22 protein-coding genes are annotated in these 24,847 nt (G+C 70.8%); 13 read left to right on the top strand and 9 right to left on the bottom strand.

Going from position 1 to position 24,847, the window contains the following annotated elements; translation table 11 throughout:
• Positions 1-442: 442 nt before the first annotated feature.
• On the bottom strand, positions 443-733 hold the full coding sequence (locus ACFZBU_RS46915) for a DUF6225 family protein (protein WP_391589978.1): 291 nt from the start codon (positions 731-733) through the stop codon (positions 443-445).
• Positions 734-934: 201 nt separating this feature from the next.
• On the opposite strand from ACFZBU_RS46915, the gene ACFZBU_RS46910 reads away from it, so the two are divergent.
• On the top strand, positions 935-1,627 hold the full coding sequence (locus ACFZBU_RS46910) for a hypothetical protein (RefSeq protein ID WP_391589977.1): 693 nt from the start codon (positions 935-937) through the stop codon (positions 1,625-1,627).
• Positions 1,628-1,648: 21 nt separating this feature from the next.
• Positions 1,649-2,556, top strand: a protein-coding gene (locus tag ACFZBU_RS46905) for an IS5 family transposase (RefSeq protein WP_391589976.1) whose coding sequence is annotated in 2 segments (ribosomal slippage) — positions 1,649-1,997 and positions 1,997-2,556 — 909 coding nt in all. Because the reading frame shifts where the segments join, the coding sequence is not laid out codon by codon here.
• A gap of 1,278 nt (positions 2,557-3,834) precedes the next feature.
• Here the strand turns inward: ACFZBU_RS46905 and ACFZBU_RS46900 are convergent.
• Complete coding sequence (locus tag ACFZBU_RS46900) at positions 3,835-5,772, bottom strand: hypothetical protein (protein ID WP_391589975.1); 1,938 nt, start codon at positions 5,770-5,772, stop codon at positions 3,835-3,837.
• 481 nt (positions 5,773-6,253) lie between these two features.
• Here ACFZBU_RS46900 and ACFZBU_RS46895 point away from each other — a divergent pair, with 481 nt between their 5' ends.
• Positions 6,254-7,045, top strand: coding sequence for a hypothetical protein (locus tag ACFZBU_RS46895; protein ID WP_391589981.1), 792 nt, complete (start codon positions 6,254-6,256; stop codon positions 7,043-7,045).
• Positions 7,046-7,546: 501 nt separating this feature from the next.
• On the opposite strand, the gene ACFZBU_RS46890 is transcribed toward ACFZBU_RS46895, so the two are convergent.
• A complete protein-coding gene (locus ACFZBU_RS46890) occupies positions 7,547-8,773 on the bottom strand; it encodes an MFS transporter (RefSeq protein WP_391589974.1) in 1,227 nt (408 codons plus the stop codon).
• Positions 8,774-8,842: 69 nt separating this feature from the next.
• Between ACFZBU_RS46890 and ACFZBU_RS46885 the strand changes: the two genes are divergently transcribed.
• Entirely contained in the window at positions 8,843-9,214 is a 372-nt protein-coding gene (locus ACFZBU_RS46885) for a MerR family transcriptional regulator (RefSeq protein ID WP_391589973.1), read from the top strand.
• Between the two features lie 65 nt (positions 9,215-9,279).
• The gene (locus ACFZBU_RS46880) at positions 9,280-9,429 is read left to right on the top strand and encodes a hypothetical protein (protein WP_391589972.1); all 150 of its coding nucleotides are present in this window, start codon (positions 9,280-9,282) and stop codon (positions 9,427-9,429) included.
• A 665-nt stretch (positions 9,430-10,094) separates the two neighbouring features.
• Here the strand turns inward: ACFZBU_RS46880 and ACFZBU_RS46875 are convergent.
• The 3 genes from ACFZBU_RS46875 to ACFZBU_RS46865 all read right to left on the bottom strand — a co-directional run bounded on the left by ACFZBU_RS46875 (position 10,095) and on the right by ACFZBU_RS46865 (position 13,508).
• Entirely contained in the window at positions 10,095-11,156 is a 1,062-nt protein-coding gene (locus ACFZBU_RS46875; protein ID WP_391589971.1) for a GNAT family N-acetyltransferase, read from the bottom strand.
• A 76-nt stretch (positions 11,157-11,232) separates the two neighbouring features.
• Positions 11,233-12,837: an MFS transporter gene (locus ACFZBU_RS46870; RefSeq protein WP_391589970.1), complete on the bottom strand. Its 1,605-nt coding sequence runs from the start codon at positions 12,835-12,837 to the stop codon at positions 11,233-11,235.
• A gap of 197 nt (positions 12,838-13,034) precedes the next feature.
• The gene (locus ACFZBU_RS46865) at positions 13,035-13,508 is read right to left on the bottom strand and encodes a MarR family winged helix-turn-helix transcriptional regulator (protein ID WP_391589969.1); all 474 of its coding nucleotides are present in this window, start codon (positions 13,506-13,508) and stop codon (positions 13,035-13,037) included.
• 744 nt (positions 13,509-14,252) lie between these two features.
• Here ACFZBU_RS46865 and ACFZBU_RS46860 point away from each other — a divergent pair.
• Positions 14,253-15,065 carry an IclR family transcriptional regulator gene (locus tag ACFZBU_RS46860; RefSeq protein ID WP_391589968.1) on the top strand — a complete coding sequence of 271 codons (813 nt, stop codon included), beginning with the start codon at positions 14,253-14,255 and terminating at the stop codon, positions 15,063-15,065.
• 10 nt (positions 15,066-15,075) lie between these two features.
• Positions 15,076-15,741, top strand: coding sequence for a TetR/AcrR family transcriptional regulator (locus tag ACFZBU_RS46855; RefSeq protein WP_391589967.1), 666 nt, complete (start codon positions 15,076-15,078; stop codon positions 15,739-15,741).
• Here ACFZBU_RS46855 and ACFZBU_RS46850 read toward each other — a convergent pair.
• Positions 15,718-17,154, bottom strand: a complete 1,437-nt coding sequence (locus ACFZBU_RS46850; RefSeq protein WP_391589966.1) for an MFS transporter — start codon at positions 17,152-17,154, stop codon at positions 15,718-15,720. The two genes, ACFZBU_RS46855 and ACFZBU_RS46850, sit on opposite strands and share 24 nt — an antisense overlap.
• 312 nt (positions 17,155-17,466) lie before the next feature.
• On the opposite strand from ACFZBU_RS46850, the gene ACFZBU_RS46845 reads away from it, so the two are divergent.
• From ACFZBU_RS46845 to hcaB, 6 genes are all read left to right on the top strand, one after another.
• Positions 17,467-18,315 (top strand): alpha/beta fold hydrolase, encoded by an 849-nt coding sequence (locus ACFZBU_RS46845; RefSeq protein ID WP_391589965.1) that lies wholly within the window; start codon positions 17,467-17,469, stop codon positions 18,313-18,315.
• A 140-nt stretch (positions 18,316-18,455) separates the two neighbouring features.
• Positions 18,456-19,361, top strand: coding sequence for a VOC family protein (locus tag ACFZBU_RS46840; RefSeq protein ID WP_391589964.1), 906 nt, complete (start codon positions 18,456-18,458; stop codon positions 19,359-19,361).
• 16 nt (positions 19,362-19,377) lie between these two features.
• Complete coding sequence (locus ACFZBU_RS46835; protein ID WP_391589963.1) at positions 19,378-20,712, top strand: aromatic ring-hydroxylating dioxygenase subunit alpha; 1,335 nt, start codon at positions 19,378-19,380, stop codon at positions 20,710-20,712.
• A complete protein-coding gene (locus tag ACFZBU_RS46830; RefSeq protein ID WP_391589962.1) occupies positions 20,709-21,254 on the top strand; it encodes an aromatic-ring-hydroxylating dioxygenase subunit beta in 546 nt (181 codons plus the stop codon). The genes ACFZBU_RS46835 and ACFZBU_RS46830 overlap by 4 nt, the downstream gene beginning before the upstream one ends.
• 13 nt (positions 21,255-21,267) lie before the next feature.
• Positions 21,268-21,687, top strand: coding sequence for a bifunctional 3-phenylpropionate/cinnamic acid dioxygenase ferredoxin subunit (locus tag ACFZBU_RS46825; RefSeq protein WP_391589961.1), 420 nt, complete (start codon positions 21,268-21,270; stop codon positions 21,685-21,687).
• The gene (gene hcaB / locus ACFZBU_RS46820; protein WP_391589960.1) at positions 21,674-22,465 is read left to right on the top strand and encodes a 3-(cis-5,6-dihydroxycyclohexa-1,3-dien-1-yl)propanoate dehydrogenase; all 792 of its coding nucleotides are present in this window, start codon (positions 21,674-21,676) and stop codon (positions 22,463-22,465) included. The genes ACFZBU_RS46825 and hcaB overlap by 14 nt, the downstream gene beginning before the upstream one ends.
• Before the next feature lie 433 nt (positions 22,466-22,898).
• Here the strand turns inward: hcaB and dmpG are convergent, their stop codons facing one another.
• Both dmpG and ACFZBU_RS46810 read right to left on the bottom strand, forming a co-directional pair.
• Complete coding sequence (gene dmpG, locus ACFZBU_RS46815) at positions 22,899-23,924, bottom strand: 4-hydroxy-2-oxovalerate aldolase (RefSeq protein WP_391589959.1); 1,026 nt, start codon at positions 23,922-23,924, stop codon at positions 22,899-22,901.
• Complete coding sequence (locus ACFZBU_RS46810) at positions 23,921-24,808, bottom strand: acetaldehyde dehydrogenase (acetylating) (protein ID WP_391589980.1); 888 nt, start codon at positions 24,806-24,808, stop codon at positions 23,921-23,923. Before ACFZBU_RS46810 ends, dmpG begins: the two co-directional genes overlap by 4 nt.
• Positions 24,809-24,847: the final 39 nt, after the last annotated feature.

Below are 24,847 nucleotides of genomic sequence, written 5' to 3'. Positions count from 1 at the left end.
CCTGGTCCTGAACGCGGCCCAGTGGGCACTGGTCGTATCCGGCCTGGACCGGTGGGCGGACGTCGGCGACAGCCTCGGTATTCCCGAACACGCGGCCATGGCGAACGAGGAACGGAACATCGCGGCACTGATCCGCGCCCGGCTCGCCGAGCAAAGGTGGGCATCCCCCGAGTGAGTGGACCCGGACGCCGACACGAACCCCACGTCAGGTTCCGCCGGCCACGGGCCCGGTGTTCGACGACTTCCCGCCGCGCCCGTCACCCTGTGCCGGCTCCTGCCGGCCGAACCCGGGCGCAGCCGGACGACGACGTACCCGGAGACGGCGAGGCTCACCGCCGCCACCGGGTGCGAAGCTCGCGCGTGGCTCCTTTCAAACCAGCCGGGGCGGAGCAAGCGGGAGGTGGGGCCCGGTCGGCATCCTCGGCGGGCGGTGTGTGGTCGATCAGTCCTCCCGGATCGGCCGCTCGTACACGCCGGTCGGGCGCTCCAGCGTGATCGTGACGTGCGTGTCCGGTACCGGGCCGCGGTCGTCGGGCCACGTCGTCGTGCCGTGTCCGGCGTGGGAGATCACCCAGTCCGTGTCGGCGACCGCCGTGTACTCCTCGGTCCCGGGCGATCCCTCGGGGACGGCGACCGTGAGCGGCGCGTCGTCGGGCAGACCCGCCAGGGCCGCGCGAAGCCGGCCCACCGTCCACGCGTCCGCGACGTGATGGATACGCTCGTATGCGGTCATCGGCCTGCCTCTCGTTCGAGTGCGACGGTTTCCGGGGGCGTGGTGGTCCGGTCCGTCGTTGCCGGGCCTGACGTGCGATCACCGTACGCGGACGCAACGAGGACACCGGGCTGTTACAAGGGGGCATCGACAGGCCGGCGTGCACACACCTGGCGTCGGAATTCTCTTGTTCCGGTCCTTCCCCGGTCCGACCATGACCGTATGGATTACCGCCCCGTTCTCGCAGCGCACGCCGTCCCGCTCACCCACGACATCCCGGAGTGGAACAAAGCCGCAGGGGTCACCGGGCTGGAGTCTTACGAGTGCAAGGCCTTCTATATTTGCGGCGTGATGCGCGAGTTCATACAGACCTCGGGGCTCACCCTCAAGAGCGACTATCATCTCGGGGCGCTCTTCGCCGCCCTCAATGCGGCCGAGCTCCTCGGCCGCGTCGTCTGCGGTGCCAGGCGCAAGGGAGCCAGGGAGAAGAGCGCCACCGATGCCCTTCGTCTCGGCCTGGAATACCTCGAAGAGCACAAGGGCCCATTGGCCGAGGATCTGCGGCTCTCCCGGGACGAGTACGTGAACCTGCGGAACTTCGCCGGTCACGGCGCCACCTACTTGCCCACGGGCGTGCGCTTCGACCCCGACTCGACCCGCCTTCTTCTCGTGCGTTTGGCCCATGCCCTGGACACGATGTGGTCCGACACGGACCTACCGGACAACCTGGCCGCGGTGGAGATCCATCCGGTGTGGACCCATGTGAAAGGGAAGCCGGAACCGGTGTACGTTCGCAATGTCCGGGCGCACCTCGTCACGAAGAGCCCCAGCGAGGGCCTTGACCACGCAGACTCCTGGCGGACCAGGATCGTAAGCCTTGATGCCTCATCTCCCCCAGTCACCGGCCGTGGCTAAGGCCTGTCTGATAATGATCTTGTGGTGTCTCGGGGTGGGTTGACGGATGCGGCGTGGGTTCGGATCGAGCCGTTGTTGCCGGTGGTGGATGGTCGTGGTCGGCCGTGGCGTGATCATCGGCAGGTGATCGACGGGGTGTTGTGGCGGTTGCGGACCGGTGCTCCGTGGCGGGATGTTCCGGCGCGGTACGGGCCCTGGCAGACGGTGTACGAGCGGTACTCGCGGTGGGAGGCGGACGGGACGTGGGCCGCCTTGTTGGATCACGTGCGGGTGCGGGAGGACGCGGTCGGCCGGGTGGACTGGTCGGTGTCGGTGGACTCGACGGTCGTGCGTGCGCATCAACACGCGGCGGGGGCGCGGAAAAGGGGGTTGCGGGCGGGGACGAACCGGGCGGCGTGGAGCGTGCGGCGTCGGGCCCGACGCCTGCGGGCCGCGAGGGTCTCGGCCGTTCGCGGGGCGGGTTGACGACGAAGTTGCATGTCGCGGTGGGCGGGCGGGGGTTGCCGTTGTCGATCGTGGTCACCCCGGGGCAGGCGGGGGACGGGCCGGCGTTGGACGCGGTGCTCGCCGGGATTCGGGTGCTGCGGCTCGGTCCGGGTCGGCCGCGGGTGCGGCCGATCCGGTTGATTGCCGATCGGGCGTACTCCTCGCGGGCGATCCGTGCCCGGTTGCGGGCGGCGGGGGTGCGGGTGGTGATCCCCGAACGGGCCGATCAGCGGGCGAATCGTCGTCGTCGGGGTCGTGCGGGCGGGCGTCCGCCGGCGTTCGACCGGGAGGCGTACCGCGAACGCAACGTGGTGGAGCGGTGTTTCGCTCGCCTGAAGCAGTTCCGGGCGATCGCGACACGCTTCGACAAGCTCGCCGCCCGCTACACGGCGGGCGTCGTCCTGGCCTCGCTGATCCTGTGGCTCCGCGAACCACAACCATGATCGTTTTGTCAGACAGGCTCTAGTGGCGGGCTGCCAGGCTGAGAATCCTTCTGGACTCTGTCTGCGACAGCCGCTTTCGGGATCTGGCGGCCCAGTAGCTTGCCAGCGCCGGATCGTCTTTGGAGGCGTCTCCCTTGACGAGCGGGCGCGTTGGTTCATGACGACACCGGAGCCCTCCGGCTGCCGACCCGTGTGTCCGGATCCGCGCCGGTGCCGGGCGGGGCGACGAGGGGGACCGGCTCCCTGCACGTAGTCCTGGTCGACCGGGGCGAACGCCTTGACCGGGGCCTCGTCGCCGAACTCGTCCGCGGACAACGGAGCCGGCGTGCTTCGCCGGGTGCGTGGACGCGACGACGGTCGTTTCCACAGTGCCGGGTGAACCCGCCGAACGCCGGCCGGTGGCGCTGTACCGTGACGACGCGGGCCGGGGGCCGGGCAGACGGGTAAGGAGACGCGAGACGGCGCCGGTCTGATCGGGCGCCGGTGGCGGCAGTCGCGCATCTCGCCCCCGGCCCGGCCTATCCGTTCATGCAGGCGAGCATGAACCGCTTCTCGCCCAGATGCGACGGGTCGGAGATGGCTGGCCACGCGATCCCGCACCATTCGAAGTCGGCCGGCTTCCCGGCGATCGCGAGTGACGTCCGCGTGTCACGGGCGAGCAACTCGCTTGCGCGTGCCTTCCCGGTCGTCGCCGACGTCGTCCCCGCCACAGCCGGCCAAGGCCGCGGCTGCGAGCACCGTCCCCATCGCGCCCGCGCGAACGCGCCGCCCTCACCCCATGATTGCCACGCGCGGGACCGTAGCAAGGAAGTGACGCGGTGTCAGTGGACAACCCCGGGAAATGGCGCGGCCCCGCCGCTTACATGCGGGGAAAGCTTGTTCGCAGTCGCGCGCGCGTCGGTCTGTGCCTGGCGCGGGTCGTCTGCAACATGCTCGCGCCATACGGCGATGCGGGCCTGGCGCAGCCGGACGGAGCTGTGTGCGTCGAACTCGCGTACGGCGATGTCGAGGTGGTTGGACGTACCGGGATGCCGGGCCCGCCGTTGTGCTCGCACGACCGCTCGCACCGGCGGGCCGGAGACCGTTGCCTGTGTCCCGGCGCGGGGCGGCCCGCACGACACACCTGAGGCGAGTGTGCGGGACCCTGCTCGGGGCACCCGCCCGCCCTGCACCGATCGGGGCTTCGGCGCGGGCGGGCGGTTCACCGGACCGGCGGTGGGGCGCCCGCCGCAGTGTGACGCGACGGGATGGATTGATTCGCGTTTCCGTGGGGCGGTTTCAGGTTCGGGTCGGCCTGCGTTCGATCGGTTCTCCGCCCCACATGTGGGCGTAGGGGTGGCATTCCGGGCATTTGTAGAACCCGCCGTCGGCAGCGGATCGCCGGCGGGCGCCGATGTTGCCCGGGGAACTGTCGCCGTCGCATTTCCCGCACCACGGTGGGATCTCGACCGGGGGCGGTTCGGGCTTGGCGAAGTGCAGGACGTCGCCGAAGTAGAGGCTGGCGCCGGGGATCACTCCCATGGTGCAGTCCTCGACGACGACGACGACGTCGTCGATCGGGAGGCGACGGGCTGCGGCGGCGACCGCCAGGCCCGCCGATTTGCCGCCGACGGGGGACAGGTCGTCGAACAACGCGAGGAGGTCGCGCCCGAACCCGGCCAGGAGTGCGTGCCCGCTCGTGCCGCAGTCGCACTCGACGGCTTCCGCGTGCATCTCGACGTGGCGTTCCAGCAGTTCGCGGAAGTCCTCCCCGTCCCAGGCGTCCATGTTCGTGCTCAGCCGGGTGAACGCCCGATCCCCGTCGAGCTCGCACTTCCCTTCCTCGTCGTCGGCGTCGCCGTCGCGTTGCGTCGGCAGGACGATCGGCGGCGGCAGGGAGGCGACGAGGTCGGGCACGCGGACGGTGTACGGGTCCACGTCCAGGACGGCCGGCAGCAGCGTCCGTGTGAGCGGGGCGAGTTCGAGGTGCCACGAGGCCGGTTTGACGTGGTGTTTCGGGTCCGCGGTGGCCTTCTGCACATCGGATTCGAGCTGATTGACCGCGTGGACGGTCATGTTCGGCTTCGGGGCGCGGGGGTGTGTCCGGGCCGCGACGGCGCCCTTCTGGACCGCCCGCCAGGCGAGCATCACCAGGTCGGCCATCGGCCGCACGGACGCCCCGCGCCGGGCCGCGTCCCGCAGCCGCACCCGATGGTTCTCGGGTACCGGGGGCAGGTTCCGTCGGGTCAACTGCTCGGCGAAGTAGCGCAGCACCTCGTCGGCGATCACCTCCACGACCAGGGTGATCAACTCCTGGCGGCGCGCGGTCGTCATGCCGGTGGGGTCGAGCCGTTTCGTCAGGTGCGCGTCCAGGGCGGTCGAGGCCGAGAGCGGATGGGGCCCGTGCGGGCTGTAGTGCGTGGCCCTGTCCGTGTAGTAACTCCCCGTCAGCTCGGCCGGTTGCACGTCCTCGTAGACGCCCTCGGCGGCGAGCAGCGCCTTGTCGAAGGAGGCCGGTTCCCACACGAACGCGTGGACGCTCGACGTGGCGTGGATCGCCGGCAGGCCGGCGTGCACGGTCGAGGCGATGAGGTCCGCCTGCTCGTCCGCGGCGGCGGACAGGGGCACGGGCCACGTCGACAGCGGGGCGATCAGTCCGGCGTCGGGCGCGTACCGCAGCAGCGCCAACGCCACCGTCTCCTCCCGCACACCCGCCTCGGGAATCGCCTCGGGCACGGCGGCGTCGGCGTACTTGCGGGCGAGGAGGTCCCGGCGGGCGCTCTCCCACGCCCGCCGCGCCGCGTCGCACCGGGCCCGGGTGTCCGCCCGGGCCTGCGCGGCCTCACGGCTCGCTTCCTGCCGCGCCTGCCGCACGGGATCGTTGAACCTGTCCAACTCGATCCGGGCGTCCGTGTCGCAGTCGACGCAACTCTCGCTGCCCCGCCGCCCGTGGCGGTACACCCACTCGAACGCCGCCCGTGAGGACAACGTCAGCGGCCCGCCGCATCGCGCGCACGCATGCCCGGGGACCACGGCCTCCGCCGACGTCAGCGCGATCATGCGCGCGTCCGGTGCGATCCCCGACACGGTCTCGGCCCAACGCGTCGTCTCCCCGAGGCCGTAGGAGACCCACGTCCAGTAGCGGGAGGCGATGTCCACCTCACGGGCCGAAGACTCCGCCCGGGCGGTCACCACCGGGGGCGTCATCCTCCCCGAACCGCCGGAGCCCTCATTCATCACGGGCCTGCCTTTCCCCGCGGGCTCCCGCCGGCGGGCGTCGTGCCCGCCGTGCGGGCGCCCCGCGTCGCTTCACCCCACGCCACCGTCGGGGACTCTTCCGGACGGCACGACCGGCCGACGGCCCGGGCCACGGGTGACCCACACACGCACCGTCGTCCCGCGTGGGGACGACACGAGCCGCATCGTAGAGGCGGGAGCCCCGCGGAACGGAAGCCGATGATCCGAGTGGGTGAACCCCCTGGGGCACGGTCCTCGCCGCGCACACGAGCGCACGCGTGCCTCCCCGCGAGAACACGAACAAACCCGGAACCGCCCCGCGACCTCATCGCCCACGTTCCCCGCTGCGGCATGACCTCCGCCCCACCGTCGCCCGCCGTAACTCCCGCCGGACGAACGACCCGAGCGGGCAGCGCCGACCCGCGCCGTCGGTCGCGCTCGTCGTCGGCCGTCCGGAGCCCCCACCCTCGCCTCTCTCGATCTGGCCCGAACGGCCCGCGACGCGTGCCAACGCGCCGGGATTCACCCGCACATCGTCACCGGCGACGGCGTTCTCGGCCACTCGCCCCGCGCCCCGTACGCCGCAGTGGTCGCCACCTGCTCCGTCCATGTCGTCCTGCTTGCCTGGGTCGAGCAGACCCGCCCCGGCGGGATGCTCCTGGTCCCCTGGACCTCGCCGTGGGTGTCCTACGGCATCGCCCGTCTGAGGCGCGACGACGACGGGGGAGCGACCGGCCCGTTCGCCGCCATGGGCTCGTTCATGCCGCTGCGAGCCGCTGCGGCCGGGTACGACGACAGCCCGCCGGCCGTGGACCACGACGCCCCCACCCGCGAGCGCGTGTCGCACCTGGCACCGTGGGCGGTGCAACGCGAGGCGCCCGAGGCCGCGTTCGTCGTCGGCGCCACGCTGCCCGGATACCGCTTCCTCACCGCCCGCGCCCACGACCCGCAGCCCGGTGAGTGGTGCTGCACCCTGCGGGTGATCGACGCGACCGGCGCGAACTGGGCCGACGTCGACCACCTCCGAGACCGCGACGAGGACCCGTTCACGGTCACCGTGCACGGCGAACGCGACGTGTGGGCCGACATCGAACACACCCACACCCGCTGGACCGCCCAAGGCCGCCCCGGACCCGGACGCTTCGGCTTGCGCGTTGAGCCCGACGGCGGCCAACACGTGTGGTACTGCCCCCTTCGCCAAAGGGGTGAACGTTGCATGCGCCGCTCCCGGCTGTCCGGTCGCTCGGCGAACTCCGGTTCGGGATCACCGTGAAGGGCTCGGACCGGGATGGGGTCGATCGCGTCATCGCGTTCGTCGAGGACCTGGCACTCGGGGTTGCCGACGGTGTGGACGTGGAGATCGACGTGATCCGGCACGACGTGGTCACTGCCGGACTGTGGGGAACCTGGAGAGGCTCGGTTGCCCGTTGTGCCGGGCGGCCGTTGACACCGAGTGGTGGGGCGACCGTGCCCCTAACCGCCCACGGACGCCCACGCGGTCGCCTGCTCCGTGCCGGCTCTGGCCGGCACGGAGGGAGTGGGCGTCACCGTGGTCGATACCCGCGGGAACCGAGCGGCGGACGGCTCGGACGCTCCCATGGTGCGGCCGGGAAACGGGGGACGGGGCTCCGGATGCCGCGGGTGCGTACATTCGTCGACACCCACCTCGCGTCCTGCGGCGGCGATTTCGTGCCGTGCGCCACGCGGGTTGCGAACGCGGTCGTCGACCGCCGGGGAACATGAGGGCCGCTGTCACATTCGCGAGGCGGTCGTCTCATTTCGGCGTCGTTGCGGTGTCGCGGAGTGTGTGCGGGGGGAATGCGTTCCTGCGTGCACCGACGACGATCGTGAGAGTCGGTAGCAAAAGCGCGAGGGCGCTCCAGCCGAGGTAGCTTGCTCCAGGTCCGCCGAGCAGGAGTCCACCGAGGATGCCGCTGCCGGCGATGCCGGTGTTCCAGGCTGTCACGAGCAGGGATTGGGCCACGTCCCCGGCCGCGCCGGCTGCTTCGGCGACGGCAGTCTGGAGCAGGGTTGCCGTGCCGCCGAAGGCGAGACCCCAGACGGCGGTGCCGACGAAGACCGGTACGGGGGAGCCGGTCAAGATTCCCAGGAGCAGAGCCGCGGTGGCGAAGAGGGCGCAACTGGTGATCATGAGGGTGCGCAGGTGCCGGTCGATGAATGCGCCGGTGATCCAGATACTCGCCAACGACAGCAGCCCGAAGGTGAGGAGGACGGCGTCGACCCGGTCCGCCATGCCGAGCGAGTCGAGGAAAGGTGCGATGTAGGTGTAGAGGGTGTTGTGCGCGAGTACGAAGATCAGCGTCACGAGGAGTATGGGGGCGACACCGGGGATGCGCAGAGTTCGGGCGAGCGGGAGCCGGGACTCCTTGGGCCGTCCCGGGAAGTTGGGCACGGTGGCGATGATCCATACGATCAGCGCCAGGGTGGCTGCGGTCGTGAGTCCGAAGGCGTAACGCCAGCCGACGGCCTTCGCGAGGAATGTGGCGGCGGGTACACCGACCGAGAGTGCGACGGGAGTGCCTGCCATCGCGATTGCCATGGCCTTGCCGCGTTGTTGCGGGGCGACCATGCGACGGGCGTACCCGGCGAGCAGGGCCCAGATGAGTCCCGCTACGACACCTCCGATGAACCGGGAGGCAAGCGTGAGGGGGAAGTTGTGCGAGAGGGCCGTGATGGTGTTGGTCACGGCGAATCCCGAGATCGCGGACAGCAGCAGGTGTCGGCGTGGCCATCCGATGGTGGCCCGTGTCAGGGGGAGGGCCGACAGCAGTGCCCCCAGGGCGAAGGCCGTGACCGTCTGACCGGCTGCCGACTCGCTCACTCCCAGATCGTGGCTCATCGCGGGCAGTACTCCGGCGGGCATTGTCTCGGTCAGGAGGGTGATCAGTCCTGCGGTGCCCAGTGCCAGCAGCCCCGAGAGGGGAAACCATGGGCCGGGGGTGGCAATCGACGTGGTGCGATCAGTTCTTGGCATGGCCATACGATCAACGGATGACATTGATGTCAGGGTCAAATCGATGACTTGCGCCGTTCGTGGGGAGGGTCGCACGTGAGGATCGGTGAGCTGTCGAAGCGCACGGGTACGCCGGTGCGTATGTTGCGCTACTACGAGGCGCGGAATCTGATCGTGTCGGAGCGTCTGCACAACGGATACCGGGACTACGACGACTACGTGGTCGATCGGGTTCGCCAGATCAGGGGTTTGCTCGACGTCGGCCTGCCGACGAGGATCATCCGGCAGATCCTGCCGTGCCTGGACAGCCCTCGAACGATTCACATGCCCTATCTGACGCCGGACATGGTTGCCGCGCTCGAGGAGGTTCGGGATCGCATGGCCGAGAAGATCGAATGTCTCACGAAGAACCACACGGCCATCGGCGACTACCTTCGCGCAGCCGGTTTCGATGCCGAGGCAAGCTGACGGCACGCCTCGGGCAACAGACCGGGCACGACGAGACCTCGGTCATCCGACCGGGAGGGGACGCCATGTCGTACGTCGAGGTTCCGGTTCGTCGCAAACACCTGGTCATGGTTGCACGCAACGCGCCGGCCCGTGAGGGAGTGGTGCGCACATCCCCGCGCGCCGTCGCGGCCGAGGCCGGGATTTCGCCGGGCACGCTGCAATACGTCACTTGATCACCGATTCGGCCGGGCATCTGCCGGGTGAGCCCGTCACGCAAGGCCGGCGGCGCCCGGACGCGGCGCAGCCGACCTTGCCGGGGCCCGCGGCACGGCGACGGCAACTCGCCGGCACGTCACGGTGTCGGCCTCGAACTCGACGACCACGCCGGCGTCGTCCTGACGGACGGTCCGCACCACAGCCCCCGGCCCGACCACGTCGGCCGGTGCGGCGGCGAGTCACTCGAAGATCCGCTGGTGCCGCCGACCACACGGGTGTCCTGGGCGCCTCCTTGTGGTGGCAACGAGCGTTTCCGGGCTGGTGCGGGATCGAAGGCGGAAGAGGAAGTGCAGCACGCGGAGTTCGGGGACTCCGCAGAGAACAAGGCGGGCAGCGGCACGCGGAAGAACCGCCGCGCGATGTGGTCTCGGGTGTTCGTGACCAGCCAGGTGTCCAGCGTCTGCGCGTCGTGACCCCGAGCGTCCGCAATTACCGTACGGGCGCCCGCCTCGTCGGTGATGGAAATCGGATCGGCATCACGTCGATGCCTTGCGTGTGGCGAGGTTGGCCGGACGGGCGCCGTGGCGCGGTGTGGCGCCGGTCGCCCGGTGAGGCGTTGTCGGCGGCGGCCGGCGCCCGGCCCTGGCCGGGTGGGGACCGAAGGGCTCTGTCCCGGGAGGGATCAGAAGTGTTTGACGAAACTCATGGAGCGGTCGGTGACGGTGAAGCCGAAGCTCTGGTAGAGGCCGAGGGCGCCGGTGGGGCTGTCGGCGTCGACTTCGAGTACGGCGTGGCGCAGGCCGTCGGCTCGCATTGCCCGCAGGACGTGGGCGAGCAGGGTGCGGGCAAGTCCCCGTCCTCGCGCGTCCCGCCGTGTGCCGACGGTGCTGATGTAACCGAACGGGCCGCCGCGCAGCGGCCATTCGTCCCGTTCCACGTCGACGAAGACGAAGCCGTCGACGCGTTCGCCGTCGTGCGCGTCCGGGGCGATGGCGAGGAGGGACAGGTCCGGGCGCGATGCCGCCAGTCGGTCGGCGGACGCCCAGTCGGCGGCGGTGATCGGTTGGCTGCCCCAGTGGTCGCGGAAGGCGTCGTTCCTGGCGGACCTGGCCCTCTCCTGCCACTGCGGCCCGTAGGGCACGAGACGCACTCCCGGGATGGTCGGCGGCTCGGCGACCGGGGTGTCGAGGTCGAGTTCCAGTTCCAACCACCATCGGGCCCGTTCGTAACCGTGGTTCTCGAGGAGCCGGATCGCGGGGATGGCGTGTTCGTGGGCGCTCGAGGCGAGCCGACCGGGCAGAGCGGCGTCGCTTGCCGCGAGATGCTGGAGCCCGCGCGCCTCTTGCCACGCCAGCAGCGCGCTGCCGATTCCTTCGCGGCGGCGGTCGGGGGCGACGGTGCCGTCGAGTTCGACGTCGACGCTCGTCTCCGGACTATCCGGGGCTGCGGCCGAACCGTAGGCGACGGCCCGCCCGGCGGAGTCGACGGCGATGACCGCGTCGTGTTCGAGGTCGAAGGTCTCGCTCGCGAATTCCTCCTCGAGTTCGTCCCTCGTCTCGAGGTAGCGGGGGTGATCGATCGTTCCGGCGGCGCGCTTGAGGTCGAGTATCAGGTCGATGTCGGCGGCCGTGACAGGTCGCCAGGTGAGGTCGTCGCCGGCCTTGGGCAGGTCGACGGTCGGCGGAGCGGTCACCCGGTCGCGCAATGCTCGGAGTCGGGGGCTGTGATCTGCTGGTCCGGTCACGGGAACCTACCTTCCAAGGTGATGCTTGTGTCGAGGGACGTGCCGGCCCGCGGCGGGGCGGGCCGGCACGGCCGGGTCAGTGCATCGCGGGCGCGACCGGGCCTCGGGAGGGGTCGCGTCGGCCGAGGCCCGCGGCGGCGAGGGCTGCTCCGGCCAGGCACGCGACGGCGGCGATGATCGCCGCGGTGTGTACGCCGTTCATGAACGCCTGACCGCTGCCCTCGACGATCTGGGCACGCAACTGGGCCGGCATGTCGGGGGACACGGGGGCGACACCCATCGCCACGGCGTCCTCGGCGGCGCGCATGCCCTCGGCCGTCGGCGTCGGGATTCCGGCGGAGACGAATTCGTCGATCATCGTCGAGCCGGCGCGACCGCTGATGACGGACATGAGTACGGAAGTGCCCAGCGCGCCGCCGATCTGCAGGGCGGTGGCCTGCAGGCCACCGGCCACGCCGCCGTCCTGGACGGGTGCGTTGCCGACGATCGCGTCCGAGGATGCCGCCATGACCATGCCGGTCCCGAGGCCGAGCGCGACGAACGGCGGCCACATCAGCGTGTACGAGGAGTCGATGTCCCACGTGAGCATGCCCAGCGCCGCGGCGGCTTGGAGCAGCATGCCGACCGGCATGCTCACCCGTGCACCGAGGCGTTCGGTGATCACCGCGCCGAGCGGGGCGGACACGACCGAGGCGAGACTGAGCGGCAGGGTCCGCACGCCGGCCTCCACCGGGGTGAAGCCGCGCACGTTCTGCAGGTAGAGCATGACGAAGAAGATCACGCCGAGCAGGACGAAGAAGTTCACGGCGGTGACGATCGTGCCGACGGTCAGTGCCCGGCTGCGGAACAGTCGCATCGGCAGCAGCGGGTGCGCGATGCGCGTCTCGTACCAGCCGAACAGGATCAACACGGCGATCCCCGCCGCGATCACGCCGATCGTGGAGACCTCGCCCCAGCCCCATGCCTCGCCCTTGACGACGCCGAAGACGAGCAGCAGCAGTCCGAGGGCGAGGATCAGCACGCCGGGGATGTCGAACCGGTGGTGCCCGGTGGAGTTCTTGCTCTGCGGCAGCACCGCGAGGCTGAAGGCGAGGGCGATCACGCCGATGGGGGCGTTGATGTAGAACACCGACTCCCAGTTGACGTGTTCGACGAGCAGTCCGCCCACGATCGGGCCGATCGCCGTGGACACCGAGGAGACCATCGCCCAGATGCCCACCGCCATGCCGAACTTCTTCGGAGGAAAGACCGCGCGCAGCAGGCCGAGCGTGTTGGGCATCAGCAGGGCGCCGAAGAACCCCTGCGCCGCGCGGAAGGCGATCACGCCTTCGATCGAGCCGGCCAGTCCGATCGCCACCGACGCGAGGGTGAAGCCGGCCACGCCGATCAGGTAGAACGTCCGGCGGCCGAAGCGGTCACCGAGCTTGCCGCCCAGGATCAGTGCGGCGGCCAAGGCCAGGAGGTAGGAGTTGGTGACCCATTGCAGGTCGGCGGTCGAGGCCTGCAGATCGCGGCCGATCTCCGGGTTGGCGATCGCCACGACCGAGCTGTCCAGGCCGACCATGAACAGGCCGAAGGCCACGGCTATCAGCGTCAGCCAGGGATTGGCGCGCGGGCTGCGAGTGGCGGGCGCCGGGCCGGGGGAGGGCGCGACGGAGCGGCCCACGTCGGTTGAAGACATGCGAAGGGGAGACTTCCTGATCGGATGGGTACGTGTGCGCCGGGTCGGGGACGCACACGTCGGAAGATCACATCGGGAAAAGGGGGGTGGGTCGGCGGGCGCGATGACGCGCGGTGCGCCGTGGCACGGAACAGCGGTCCTGCGGCCGGGGACCGACGATCCCGGAGACTCCGGACGTCGGTTCGATGCGGCCGGGATCAGCCGGTGCCGGGCTGGACCTGTCGGGTGAGTTCGGCCAGCGCGCCGACCGCGGAACCCAGGGCGGCGACCTCGCCGTCCGTCATCGTGCGCAGCGCGCCCACGACGTAGTCGATCACGAGTGCGTCCACGTCCGCGGAACGACGACGGGCCTGCGCCGTCAGGCGCAGGCGCACGACACGCCTGTCGCCGGGATCGACGTGCCGCTCCATCATGCCCTCGTCGACGAGTTTCGTGACCAGGGCGCTCACGTTGTTGGCCTTCATCAGCAGGGCCTCGGCCGCCTCGCGGACCGTGATGCCCTCGCGTTCGCCGACCACCCGCAGCAGCGCCAGGTGCGCCTCCGGCGGCTTGGGCCGGCCGAGATCCGCCACCAGCCTTCGCTCCACCGTCCGATGCAGCACCGGCAGGATCGCAGCCAGGCCGGCTGCGATGCGCCGATGCTCCTCGGTTGCGGGATCCGTCGAAGACACCCTGTGACCCTAGGTCACCGGAAATGGCTATGTCAAAGTAGGTATTTCTGTATAGCCATATGTCCGAGGGTGTGAGTGTCACCTCGCCGTCGGTCCCGCGAGCGCTCCCCAAGCCCAGGCGGGCCGCCCGGAGAACGGCCACGGTCGTGTGCGTCGCCACCCGCCCGCGAGGGCGTGGCGTCGGCGCATCCGCGAACGCGGTTCCCGAGACCGGCTGCGCTGCCGGAGTCGATGCCGGGCCGGGGCGTGCGCCCAGGCGCGGCGTACGCACCGAACGTGGCTTCCCCACGGCGAGAGCTCGGCACCCGATCGCACTGCTCCCGAGGTTCGCTTCGTGAAGGGACCGCCGGACCCGGCCGCGTCGCTCCCGCACCGATCCGGGCGTCCCGGTCCGCCCCGCTCGACCGACCCCTTCGACCAGGGTGTGCCGCCCCACCGACCGGGCCGTGAACCACGCTTGCCGATCGCGGCGCTGTGACTTGCACCGACACCTCGCTCGACGGGGACACTCCCACCCGATCACACCGGCCCGGCCCGCGTACCGCGCCGTCGGGTTCACGTGCGCCGCACGATGTTCCGCGCCACCCGCGCCGTCCCTGAGCCCCGCGCAGCCCATCGCACTCGTTCCGCGTACTCGGCCGGCCGCACGATCCCGGTTGACCTCGACCGCCAGCGAATGCCTAGAATATAGATTCTAGAGTCTCCGTTCTAGGGTAGTGCCGAGAGGGAGTCAGGAACATGGACATGGATATGACGGACCGAGCGGCGGCGAAGACCGGACTCGGGTCCGGCACGGAGCCGGCTCCGTCGGTGTTGTGGAAGGCGTTTCGGGTACTGGGGGTGTTCAGTCACAGCCGGCGCGTGCTGACGCTCGCGCAGATCGTGCGCCGCAGCGGGCTGCCCAAGTCCACCGCGCACCGCGTGTTGACGATGCTCCTCGAGGTCGGCGCGGTCGAACAGCACAGCGACGGATACCGGATGGGGCTGCGGATGTTCTCGTTCGGCACCCTCCCGCCCGAGGTCGCGCTGCGGGACGCCGCCCTGGTGCACCTGGAGGAACTCCACCGGGTGACCGGACAGACGTTGCACCTCGCGATCCTGCGCGACGGCGACGCCGTCTACCTGGAGAAGCTCCGCAGCCGCCGACACGACCGGTCCCCGGCCCTGGTCGGCGGCCGACTCCCGGCGCACTGCACCGCGATCGGCAAGGCCATGCTCGCCTACTCGACGGAGCACACCGTCGCCGAGGCACTGGCCGCGCCGCTGGAACGCCGCACCATCCACTCGCTGACCTCGCCCGCGCTCATCCGCCGACAGCTGACCGCGATCCGGACCGACGGCTACGCCGTCGATCGCGAGGAGGCCGTCGAGGGAATGGCCTGCGTCGCGGTCCCGGTGCTCTCCGGCGGCCGACCCGTGGCGGCGGTGTCGGTCGGCTTCGCGGCGGCTGCCGGCAGCGGCGCCGTACTGGTGGACCCGCTGCGCCGCGCGGCCGCCGCGGTCTCCCGCTCGCTGCTGACCGGCTCGGCCGGCCGGTTGATCGCGACCGGTGGGTAGGGTGGCGGCCATGGACAAGACCAGCGCGAACCGGGACCGGATCCTGGACGCGGCCGAGCGTCTGTTCAGCACCCGAGGCTACGCGGACGTCACCGTCAGCCAGGTCTGTCAGGCATCCGGCTTCCCGGTGGGCTCGATCTACCACCACTTCACCAACAAGTACGGCCTGCTCGCGGCGGTGTTCGAACGCTCCTCCGGGCTGTTCTTCGCATCGCTGCCGGCCGTGGACGACCTGCCCGGGGACCCGCTCGACCGACTCGGCGTCTTCTACGACGCGGCCGCGCACGTGATCGGCGACCGGATGCTGTTCATGCGGCTGATGTTCCTGCTGCAACTCCAGGAGGACAAGGACGGGACCATCGCGCCGCTGGTCCGCGAGGCCCGCCACCGGGTCCGGACCGAGCTGATCGCGGTGATCGAGCCGGTCGCGCGCAGCTGCGGCGTCCTCGACCCGGAGGAACTGGCCCTGGAACTGGCGGAGTTGACCATGTCGTTCACCGCCGGCCTGGTGGTCTTCACCGACGCCGAGGCGGTCGGAATCCCCGCCGGCATCCGCCGGCTGCGCCAACTGGTCCTGGCCACCATCAGGGACGCCGCAGGCCGGGAGGGCACCGCCCGGGGGAACGACACCCGAGAAGGCGCCGCGGCAGGATCAGCGACCCCGCACCGAAGCTAGCCCCGCCTCGGCGGCCCGCGGCGCGGAAAGGCCGAAGCGGGCCAGGAACACCACGGCCAGCGCCACGACCACGCCCGATCCGGACAGTACGACGATCGCCCCCTCGCGCGGCGGCCCACCGTTCGCGGTGAACGCGGCCAGGACCGCCGCGACGAAACTGCTCGCGGCCGCGCCACCGATCCAACGGGTCAACGCGTTCGCGCTGTTGGCCATGCCGATCCGGGAAGCGGGCACGAACTCGGCCAACAGCGACGGGATCGCGGCGTACCCCAGACTCACCATCACCCCGATCGCGAAGCTCGCCACCACCACCTGATACGGCCGATCGTGCGCCACGGTCAGCACACCGAACCCGCCCACTCCCGCGAGTCCGGCCCCAACGAGGGTGAAGCGGGCGCCGAAGCGCACGACCGACCGGCCGCCGATCGGCGCGGCGATCATCGACGCGATCGTCATCGGCAACAGGTACACCACCGAGGCGGTCAGCGCCGACGCGCCGAAGCCGTAGCCCGCGGCGTCGGGCCGTCCACGCACCAGTTGGGTCAGCGCCAGCACCGCCAGGTACATCACCGCCCCGACCAGCGCCGACAACACGTTCGCCACCACGATCGGCCGGCGCCGCAACAGGTCCATCGCCAACAGCGGATCGCGGCGCCCCCGTTCGACCCGAACGAAGATCCCCAGGACGACCACCGCCGCGACCGCCATGGCGGGAACGGCCGGTGACGTCCATCCCCAACTACCGCCCTGCGACAGCGGCAACATCACCAGGACCAATCCGGTCCCCAACACGGCGGCACCCGCGACATCCACCCGCCCGCCCGCGTCGACCCCCGATCCGCGCGGCACGAACAGGACGACCAGGAGCACCGAGCACACCGCCACCGCGGCGCAGCCCCAGAACAACACCCGGTACCCCGGATACGCCCGATTCAGCAGACCGGCGGCCACCGGGCCCAGCCCGCCGCCCACGGCCAGGGTCCCCGACACCAACGCCACCGCGGAGGCGAGCCGGTCGCCGGCCATCTCGCGATACAGCACCGTGACCGCCAGCGGGAACACCGCCCCCGCCGTGCCCTGGAGAGCACGCCCGAGCAGGAACAGCGGGAACGAGGGGGCGAGCGCGGACAGTACGGCGCCCACGGCGAGCACCGACAGGCAACACACCAGGACACCCCGGCCGGCTCGCAGGTCGGCGATCCGCCCGAACACCGGGACGGTGACCGCCGAGGTGAGCAACCCCGCCGTCACCGCCCAGTTCGCGGCACCGGGCGAGACGCTCAACTCCCGGGCGATGTCCGGAAGCACGGGAACCACGACGGCCGGCACCGCGCCCGCCACCACCCCGGCGAAGCACAACGCGAACAGCAGCGGGCCGGAACGGGCGGACGGCGGATCCTGAAGGCTTGGCATGGCCGCACCGTGCCATCGGCCGGCGCGCCGACGGGCGATCCGTCCCGCCGGCCGGGACGACCGAACGCCGACCGCACCGGCCGCACAGCCCCGCCGCCCCGGTGTCCCGGCCACCGGAACGATCCTCCCCGGGCGTGGGCTGCGCGACCGAGACTCGCAGGCGTGGATGCGATCGCCGCCACACCCCGCCCGCCACGGCGCGACCGGGCGGCCCGTCGACGACCTCCCGGCGCAGGCACGTGTGAACAGGCGGCGCCCGCGCGGGGGCATCCACGCGACATCCAGGCGACTCACCCGACAGGAGCCCGACACATGAGCAACACGATCGTCACGTCCGATGTGACGGTGGGAGAACACACCCTCCGGGTCAATCGCGCAGGCAAGGGCAACGCCGAGACGATTCTCTTCCTGCACGGCTCGGGCCCCGGCGCCACCGGCATGTCGAACTTCGCCGGCACCATCGAGGCCCTGTCCGACACCTACGACTGCCTGGTCGTGGACCAGGTCGGGTGGGGCGACTCCAGCCACCCCGAGAACACCCCGCCCGGCTCCCGCCTGCGGCAGAACGTCGCGGCCTGCCTCGGCCTGCTCGACGAACTGGGCCTGGAGCGGGTCCACCTCGTCGGCAACTCGCTGGGCGGCGCACTCGCGCTGCACCTGTTGGTCCGCGCTCCCGAGCGGTTCGGCAAGGCCGTGCTGATGGGCGCCGCCGGAGCGGGCAACGCGAGCACACCGCAGCCGGCGATCATGCGACTGATCACCTTCTACGACGACCCCACTGCGCGGTCGATGGCCGAGTTGATCTCGTTCATGTTGTACGACCCCAAGCTGTTCGGCGACCGGCTCGACGCCATCGCCGAGGAGCGCCTGGCGGTGGCGATCCGCCCCGAGGTGGAGCGTTCGCACCGCCAGACCTTCGCCATGGCACCGGGCGCAGGTCCCGGGCTGCCCGAGATCGCACTGAAGCGGATCACCAACGACGTGCTGCTGGTGCACGGACGCGAAGACGTGATGGTCCCGCCCGAGGGCAGCGAGTGGTTCGTCCGGCGGATCCCCAACGCCCGCCTGTACCTGATGCCGCAGTGCGGCCACTGGGCGCAGATCGAACAGGCCGACCGTTTCCAAGCCGTGACCCGCGCCTTCCTCGCCGGCGCACTGTAGGCCCACCACACGCCGCCCCGTCCCATCGAAAGCCGTCCGGGCACCGCGCCGTCCCGCCCGAAAGCCGTCCCACCGCGCACACGCCCCGCAGTACCCATCCCCGCACCGCCATCCCCCGAACAAGGGAGCAGGACCAGACCATGAGCATCGTGAGCGCCCTGGGCTACGTCGTCGTACGAGGCCCTTTGGAGGAATGGCGCCGGTTCGGCCCCGAGATCCTCGGGTTGCAGCCCGCCCCCTCGGCCGATCCGGACACCCTCCTGTTCAAGACCGACAGCCGTTCCTGGCGGCTGGCGATCGAGGCCGGCGAGCCCGCCGGCCCGCAGTCCCTGGTCGCCCTCGGCCTGGAGGTCAGGTCGGCCGAGCAGTTGGACGCCCTCGCCGACACGCTGCGCTCGCGCGGCATCGAGGTGCACGAGGACCCGGATCTGGCCGAACGCCGCCGGGTTCGCGGCCTGATCGCGTTCCGCGACGCGACCGGCAACACCGTCGAGGCGTACTGGGGCCCGACCGTCGACAAGACCGGCTTCACCTCACCGCGCGGCGTCACCTTCGTCGCCGGCGAGACGGCAGCCGGCGAGATCGGGATCGGCCACACCTTCCTGCTGGCCGACGACGTCGCCCGGGCCGCGGCCTTCTACACCGAGCACCTCGGCTTCAAGCTCTCCGACACGATCGCGTTCGGCCCGCAGTCCGCCCACTTCCTGCACTGCAATCCCCGGCACCACTCGATCGCCTTCGCCGCGCTCCCGGGCGCACCGGCCTCGGGCCTGGGCCATCTGATGCTCGAAGTCGACACCCTGGAAGCCGTCGGCCGCGCCCTGGACGCCGTCCAGGAACAGGAGTTGCCCATCCCGCTGTCCATCGGCGAACACAGCAACGACCGGATGACCTCCTTCTACGTCCGCACCCCCTCCGGCTTCGACATCGAATACGGCTACAACGGCCGGGTCATCGACGACCGGGACTGGACCGTCAGCCACTACGAGTCGCCCAGCACCTGGGGCCACCGCTTCGCCACCCCGCCCGGCCCCGGAACCGACTGACCGAGAAAGGCCCGTCATGTTCGACGTCACCGAACTGGTCCAGCCCGACCAAGGGCTGATCAACCCCAGCATCTACACCGACCCCGAGATCTACCAGGCCGAACTGGAACGAGTCTTCGCCCGCAGCTGGCTCTTCCTCGCCCACGACACCCAACTCGCCAAACCGGGCAGCTTCGTGCAGACCTACATGGCCGAGGACCCGGTCCTGGTGGTCCGCCAACGCGACGGCTCCGTCAAGGCGTTCCTGAACCAGTGTCGGCATCGCGGCATGCGCATCTGCCGCTCCGACGAAGGCGTCGCCCGCGCGTTCACCTGCACCTACCACGGCTGGGGCTACAACCTGGCCGGCGAACTGGTCAACGTACCCATGCAGGACCGCGCCTACCACGACGACATAGACAAGTCCAAGTGGGGCCCCACGCAGGTGCCGCGCCTGCACAACCACAAGGGCTTCATCTTCGGCACCTGGGACGAGAGCGCACCCTCCTTCGAGGACTACCTCGGCGACATGCTCTGGTACTTCGACGCCCTCGCCGACCGCTACGACGCGGGCCTGACCCTGGTACCCGGCGCCACCAAATGGGTCATCGACTGCAACTGGAAATTCGCCGCCGAACAGTTCGCGAGCGACATGTACCACGTGCCGTCCTCGCACGCCTCCGCGCTGGTGGCGCTGATCGAAGACCCCGCCGTACTCGCCGAGTTCCAGCAACAAAGCGCCGCCGCCCCCGGCCGGCAGTACGCCGGCAACGGCCACGGCTCCGGCTTCGGACTGCGCCCCGACCTGGTACCCACCCAAGCCGGACCCGACTTCGACGCCTGGGTCGTCGCCAACCGCGAACAGATCTACCGCCGCATCGGCGAACAGCGCGCACTCGCCGTCAACGGACACAACACCGTCTTCCCCAACTTCTCCTGGCTGACCATCAACAACACCATGCGGGTCTGGCACCCGCGCGGACCCGGCCAGATCGAGGTCTGGTCCTGGACCTACCTGCCCAAGGACGCCGACGAGTCGGCCAAACAGGCGGTCCGCACCAGCACCATCCGCACCTTCAGCGCCGCCGGCGTCTTCGAGACCGACGACGGCGAGAACTGGACCGAGATCCAGCAGGTGCTGCGCGGCCACCAGGCCCGCAAGACCACCTTCAACGCCCAGATGGGCCTGGGCCACGAACGCCACGGCACCGACGGCATGCCCGGCCGGGTCACCGACGACATGTACACCGAGATGGCCGCCCGCGGCATGTACCGGCGCTGGGCCGACCTGATGTCCGGGCTCAGCTGGCCGGAGATCACCGAACGGGACAAGGCCCGAGCGCAGCGGGAACAGGAGGCGCACCTCGCATGAGCGACACCACCACACCACCACGACGCACCGACGTCGACCTCGAGACCCGGTACGACATCGAGCGCTTCCTCTACCTGGAGGCCGAACTCCTGGACGACCAACGGTTCGAGGACTGGCTGGAACTCTTCGACGACGACATCCACTACTGGCTGCCGACCCGCACCACCCGAACCGTCCGCGAACGCGACCTGGAAATCGCCGGACCGGACGGCGCGGCCTTCTTCGACGACGACAAGGCCTTCCTGACCGGCCGCGTACGCCGATTGGCCTCCGGCCGCTCGTGGTCCGAGGAACCCCCCTCCAGAACCCGCCGGCTGATCACCAACATCCGACCCACCCGACTGGACACCGGCGAGTTCGAAGTCCGGGCCAACTTCCACGTACTGCGCAGCCGCGCCGAACGCCACCACGACACCTTCTTCGGCGAACGCACCGACCTGCTGCGCCGCATCCCGCAGGAGCCGGGATTCCACATCGCCCGACGCCGGATCGTGCTGGACACCACCACGCTTCTGGCCCCGAGCATCAGCATCTTCCTGTGAGCGGACTACTCCTATGAGCGAATACAACCGGGAGCCGTGGATCCGAGCCGGTCGGGTCGACGAGATCCCCGAGGACCAGGCCCTGCGGCTGGAGACCACCCCACCGGTGTCGGTGTTCCGGTCCGGCGGCGAGCTGTTCTGCGTCGACGACACCTGCACCCACGAGGACTTCTCCCTCGCGGACGGCTGGGTGGAGGACGGCGCGGTGGAATGCCCGCTGCACCTGGCCAAGTTCTGCCTGCGCACCGGCGCGGCGCTCGCAGCACCCGCGTACCGTCCACTGGCCACGCACGAGGTGCGGGTCGACGGGGCGGATGTGTATGTGCGCGTCGCCCGGGGCGGCGACCGCCGAGCCGACGGGCACTGCCCGGGCGCGATCGGTGCGGACACGGGCGGCCGGGACGCGGAAGGGGCCGGACATGGGGTGGCTTGAGGGCTCGTCGATCCTGGTTACCGGCGGCGGCTCCGGCGTCGGAAGGGCCGTCGTGGAGCGCTTCGTCGCCGAGGGCGCGCGGGTGGTCGTGCTCGACCGGTCCGCCGAGCGGCTGGACGAACTCACCACCGCGTTGGGTGATTCGATCCGTACCGTGGTCGGCGATGTGACCCGCTACGAGGACCACGAGCGTGCATGCGCGTGCGCCGAGGAGGCGTTCGGCGGCCTGGACACCCTCGTCGGCAACGCCGGACTGTGGGACTTCGCCCGATCGTTGGCCGACACGCCCGCCGACGTCCTGGACGCCGGCTTCGACGAGCTGTTCGCGGTCAACGTCAAGGGCTACCTGCTGGGCGCGAAGGCTGCGGTACCGCTGCTGCGCCGCTCGCGCGGCAGCATCGTGTTCACGCTGTCCAACGCCTCCTTCTACCCCGGACCAGGGGGCGGGCCCGTGTACACGGCGGCCAAGCACGCGGGGCTGGGCCTGGTCCGCCAACTCGCCTACGAACTGGCGCCGGACATCCGGGTGAACGCGGTTGCCCCGGGCCCGATGGCGACCGGCCTCAGCGGTCCCAAGGCGATGGGACTGGCGGACACCACAATCGCCCGGGAGGTGCCCATCGACCGCATCGTGACCGAGCAGTCCGCGCTCGGCGTCGCGGTACGCGCCGAGGACGGCGTCGGCCCTTACGTGCTGCTCGCCGCGCGGGAGTCGGCGACCACGACCGGAGCCGTGATCGACATCAGCACCACCGGCATCCCGCGCCGGCACAGGTAGCCCGGAGCGCAGGCCGGGCGAACCGCCGCGGATGAAGAGAACCGAACACGTCGACCAGCGTGCCGAACCGGCACGCTGGTCGACGCACGTGCGTGGTCGGTCCGCCCGGGATCGGCGCTGGGCGGGCGGCGACGTCGGGGCCCGGGTTCCCATGCAGGACGGATCACACCATGCCCGGGAATGGTGTTTCACGATCCGTGTGTCGTCGGATGCCGCAGCCCGCCGGCCCACACCGGCTCGACTCGGCGCCTGCGCCGGCCACGCCGGGACGCCCGACCCCGGAGCCGCGTGGCCGCACCGATACGCCGCAGGCCGCGCATGCGAAGGCCGCCCGCCCGCGATGGCAGTCGCGGACGGGCGGCCTTCGGTGTGTGGGAGGACGCGTGGATCGATCGGGTCGGCACGGGCCTCGGTCAGGCCGTGGTGCCGGCCGCTACGCGGTCGTGGCCGAGCGGGCGTCGACCAGGTCGAGGGCGACGTCGACGATCAAGTCCTCCTGGCCGCCGACCAGGCCGCGCCGGCCCGCTTCGACCAGCACGTCCCGGGTGTCCAGGCCGTAGCGGGCGGCGGCACGCTCGGCATGGTGCAGGAACGAGGAGTACACGCCCGCATAGCCCAGGGTGAGGGTCTCCCGGTCCACCCGCACCGGTCGTTCCTGCAACGGGCGCACGAGATCGTCGGCCGCGTCCATCAGCGCGAACAGGTCGCAGCCGTGCGACCAGCCGTGCAGTTCGGCGACCGCCGCGAACGCCTCGATCGGGCAGTTGCCCGCCCCCGCTCCCTGTCCGGCGAGCGAGGCATCGACCCGGGTGACCCCGGCCTCGACGGCCACGACCGAATTGGCCACCGCCAAGGCGAGATTGTGGTGGGCGTGGATGCCGATCGCGGTCGTGTCGTGCAACACGTCGCGGTAGGCGCGGACCCGGTCCCGGACGCCGTCCATGGTCAGCCGCCCCCCGGAGTCCACGACGTACACGCAGTGCGCTCCATAGGACTCCATCAGTTTGGCCTGACCGGCCAGCCGGTCCGGCTCGGCCATGTGCGACATCATCAGGAACCCCGAGACGTCCATGCCCAGTTCGCGGGCCAGCGCGACGTGCTGGGCAGCGATGTCGGCCTCGGTGCAGTGGGTGGCCACGCGCACCGAACGGATGCCCAACGCATGCGCGCGGCGCAGATCGTCGGCGGTGCCGATGCCGGGCAGAATGAGCGTGGCGGGCGTGGCCGAACCGAGTTCGGCGACGGCCGCGGCGATCCACTCGTCGTCGGAGTGGGCGCCGAACCCATAGGTGAAGCTCGATCCGGCCAGGCCGTCGCCGTGCGCGATCTCGACCGAGTCGACACCGGCGGCGTCCAGCGCACGGGCGATGGCACGGACGGTGTCCAGCCGGTAGCGGTGGCCGACGGCGTGCATGCCGTCCCGCAGGGTGACGTCCTGGATGTACAGGCGGGGGGTCATACGGTGGGCCCTTCGAAGGCGAGGACGCCGACGCGTTCGGCGACACGGAGCGCGGCGGACGTCATGATGTCGAGGTTTCCGGCGTAGGCCGGCAGGTAGTGCCCCGCGCCCTCGACTTCGAGCAGGGCGGTGACCTTCCAGCGGGCCCGGTCCGCCTCGTCGGGCCGCAGCCGGGCCCCCAGGTCCGCGTCCACCGGGTCGATCTGCACGGGATGGCGCAACCGATAGCCGGGTACGTACGCGGCCACGTCGGCGACCATCGTGGTCACCGACTCGGTGATCTCGGCCGGATCGCCGTCCTCGGTCAGACAGATCACCGTGTCCCGCATGATCAGTGGCGGCTCGGCGGGGTTCAGCACGATGATCGCCTTGCCGCGCCGGGCGCCGCCGACCCGTTCGATGGCCCGCGAAGTCGTCTCGGTGAACTCGTCGATGTTGGCGCGGGTGCCGGGGCCGGCCGAGCGGGAGGAGATCGACGCGACGATCTCGCCGTAGATCACCGGGGCCCGGCGGGCGACGGCGGCGACGATCGGTACGGTAGCCTGCCCGCCGCAGGTCACCATGTTCACGTTCGGCGACGCGAGGTGCGCGTCCAGGTTGACCGCCGGGATCACGAACGGCCCGATCGCGGCGGGCGTCAGGTCGATCACGCGCTTGCCGTGCGCGCGCAGGAGCGCGTCGTGGTGCTGGTGCGCGCGGGCGGAGGTGGCGTCGAAGACCACCGCGATCTCCTCGAAGTCGGGCAGCGCGAGCAGCTCGTCGATGCCGTCGGAGGTGGTGGGCACACCCAGTCGACGGGCCCGGGCCAGGCCGTCGGAGTCGGGGTCGATGCCGACCATGGCGCCCATGGTCAGGACGGACGAGGTGCGCAGCACCTTGATCATCAGGTCGGTGCCGATGTTGCCCGATCCGATGATCGCCAC

Origin of the sequence: Embleya sp. NPDC008237 (genome assembly GCF_042956465.1) — a bacterium.
Classification (GTDB): Bacteria; Actinomycetota; Actinomycetes; order Streptomycetales; family Streptomycetaceae; genus Embleya.
The sequence above is the reverse complement of the archived record's forward strand: the minus strand, read 5'-3'. Positions and strand labels throughout refer to the sequence as shown.

Coding starts and splice junctions, on each gene's coding strand:
- ACFZBU_RS46915 (WP_391589978.1), bottom strand. CDS start 733: ATGACCGCATACGAGCGTATCCATCACGTCGCGGACGCGTGGACGGTG.
- ACFZBU_RS46910 (WP_391589977.1), top strand. CDS start 935: ATGGATTACCGCCCCGTTCTCGCAGCGCACGCCGTCCCGCTCACCCAC.
- ACFZBU_RS46900 (WP_391589975.1), bottom strand. CDS start 5,772: ATGAATGAGGGCTCCGGCGGTTCGGGGAGGATGACGCCCCCGGTGGTG.
- ACFZBU_RS46890 (WP_391589974.1), bottom strand. CDS start 8,773: ATGGCCATGCCAAGAACTGATCGCACCACGTCGATTGCCACCCCCGGC.
- ACFZBU_RS46880 (WP_391589972.1), top strand. CDS start 9,280: ATGTCGTACGTCGAGGTTCCGGTTCGTCGCAAACACCTGGTCATGGTT.
- ACFZBU_RS46870 (WP_391589970.1), bottom strand. CDS start 12,837: ATGTCTTCAACCGACGTGGGCCGCTCCGTCGCGCCCTCCCCCGGCCCG.
- ACFZBU_RS46860 (WP_391589968.1), top strand. CDS start 14,253: ATGGATATGACGGACCGAGCGGCGGCGAAGACCGGACTCGGGTCCGGC.
- ACFZBU_RS46855 (WP_391589967.1), top strand. CDS start 15,076: ATGGACAAGACCAGCGCGAACCGGGACCGGATCCTGGACGCGGCCGAG.
- ACFZBU_RS46850 (WP_391589966.1), bottom strand. CDS start 17,154: ATGCCAAGCCTTCAGGATCCGCCGTCCGCCCGTTCCGGCCCGCTGCTG.
- ACFZBU_RS46845 (WP_391589965.1), top strand. CDS start 17,467: ATGAGCAACACGATCGTCACGTCCGATGTGACGGTGGGAGAACACACC.
- ACFZBU_RS46840 (WP_391589964.1), top strand. CDS start 18,456: ATGAGCATCGTGAGCGCCCTGGGCTACGTCGTCGTACGAGGCCCTTTG.
- ACFZBU_RS46835 (WP_391589963.1), top strand. CDS start 19,378: ATGTTCGACGTCACCGAACTGGTCCAGCCCGACCAAGGGCTGATCAAC.
- ACFZBU_RS46830 (WP_391589962.1), top strand. CDS start 20,709: ATGAGCGACACCACCACACCACCACGACGCACCGACGTCGACCTCGAG.
- ACFZBU_RS46825 (WP_391589961.1), top strand. CDS start 21,268: ATGAGCGAATACAACCGGGAGCCGTGGATCCGAGCCGGTCGGGTCGAC.
- hcaB (WP_391589960.1), top strand. CDS start 21,674: ATGGGGTGGCTTGAGGGCTCGTCGATCCTGGTTACCGGCGGCGGCTCC.
- dmpG (WP_391589959.1), bottom strand. CDS start 23,924: ATGACCCCCCGCCTGTACATCCAGGACGTCACCCTGCGGGACGGCATG.
- ACFZBU_RS46810 (WP_391589980.1), bottom strand. CDS start 24,808: ATGATCAAGGTGCTGCGCACCTCGTCCGTCCTGACCATGGGCGCCATG.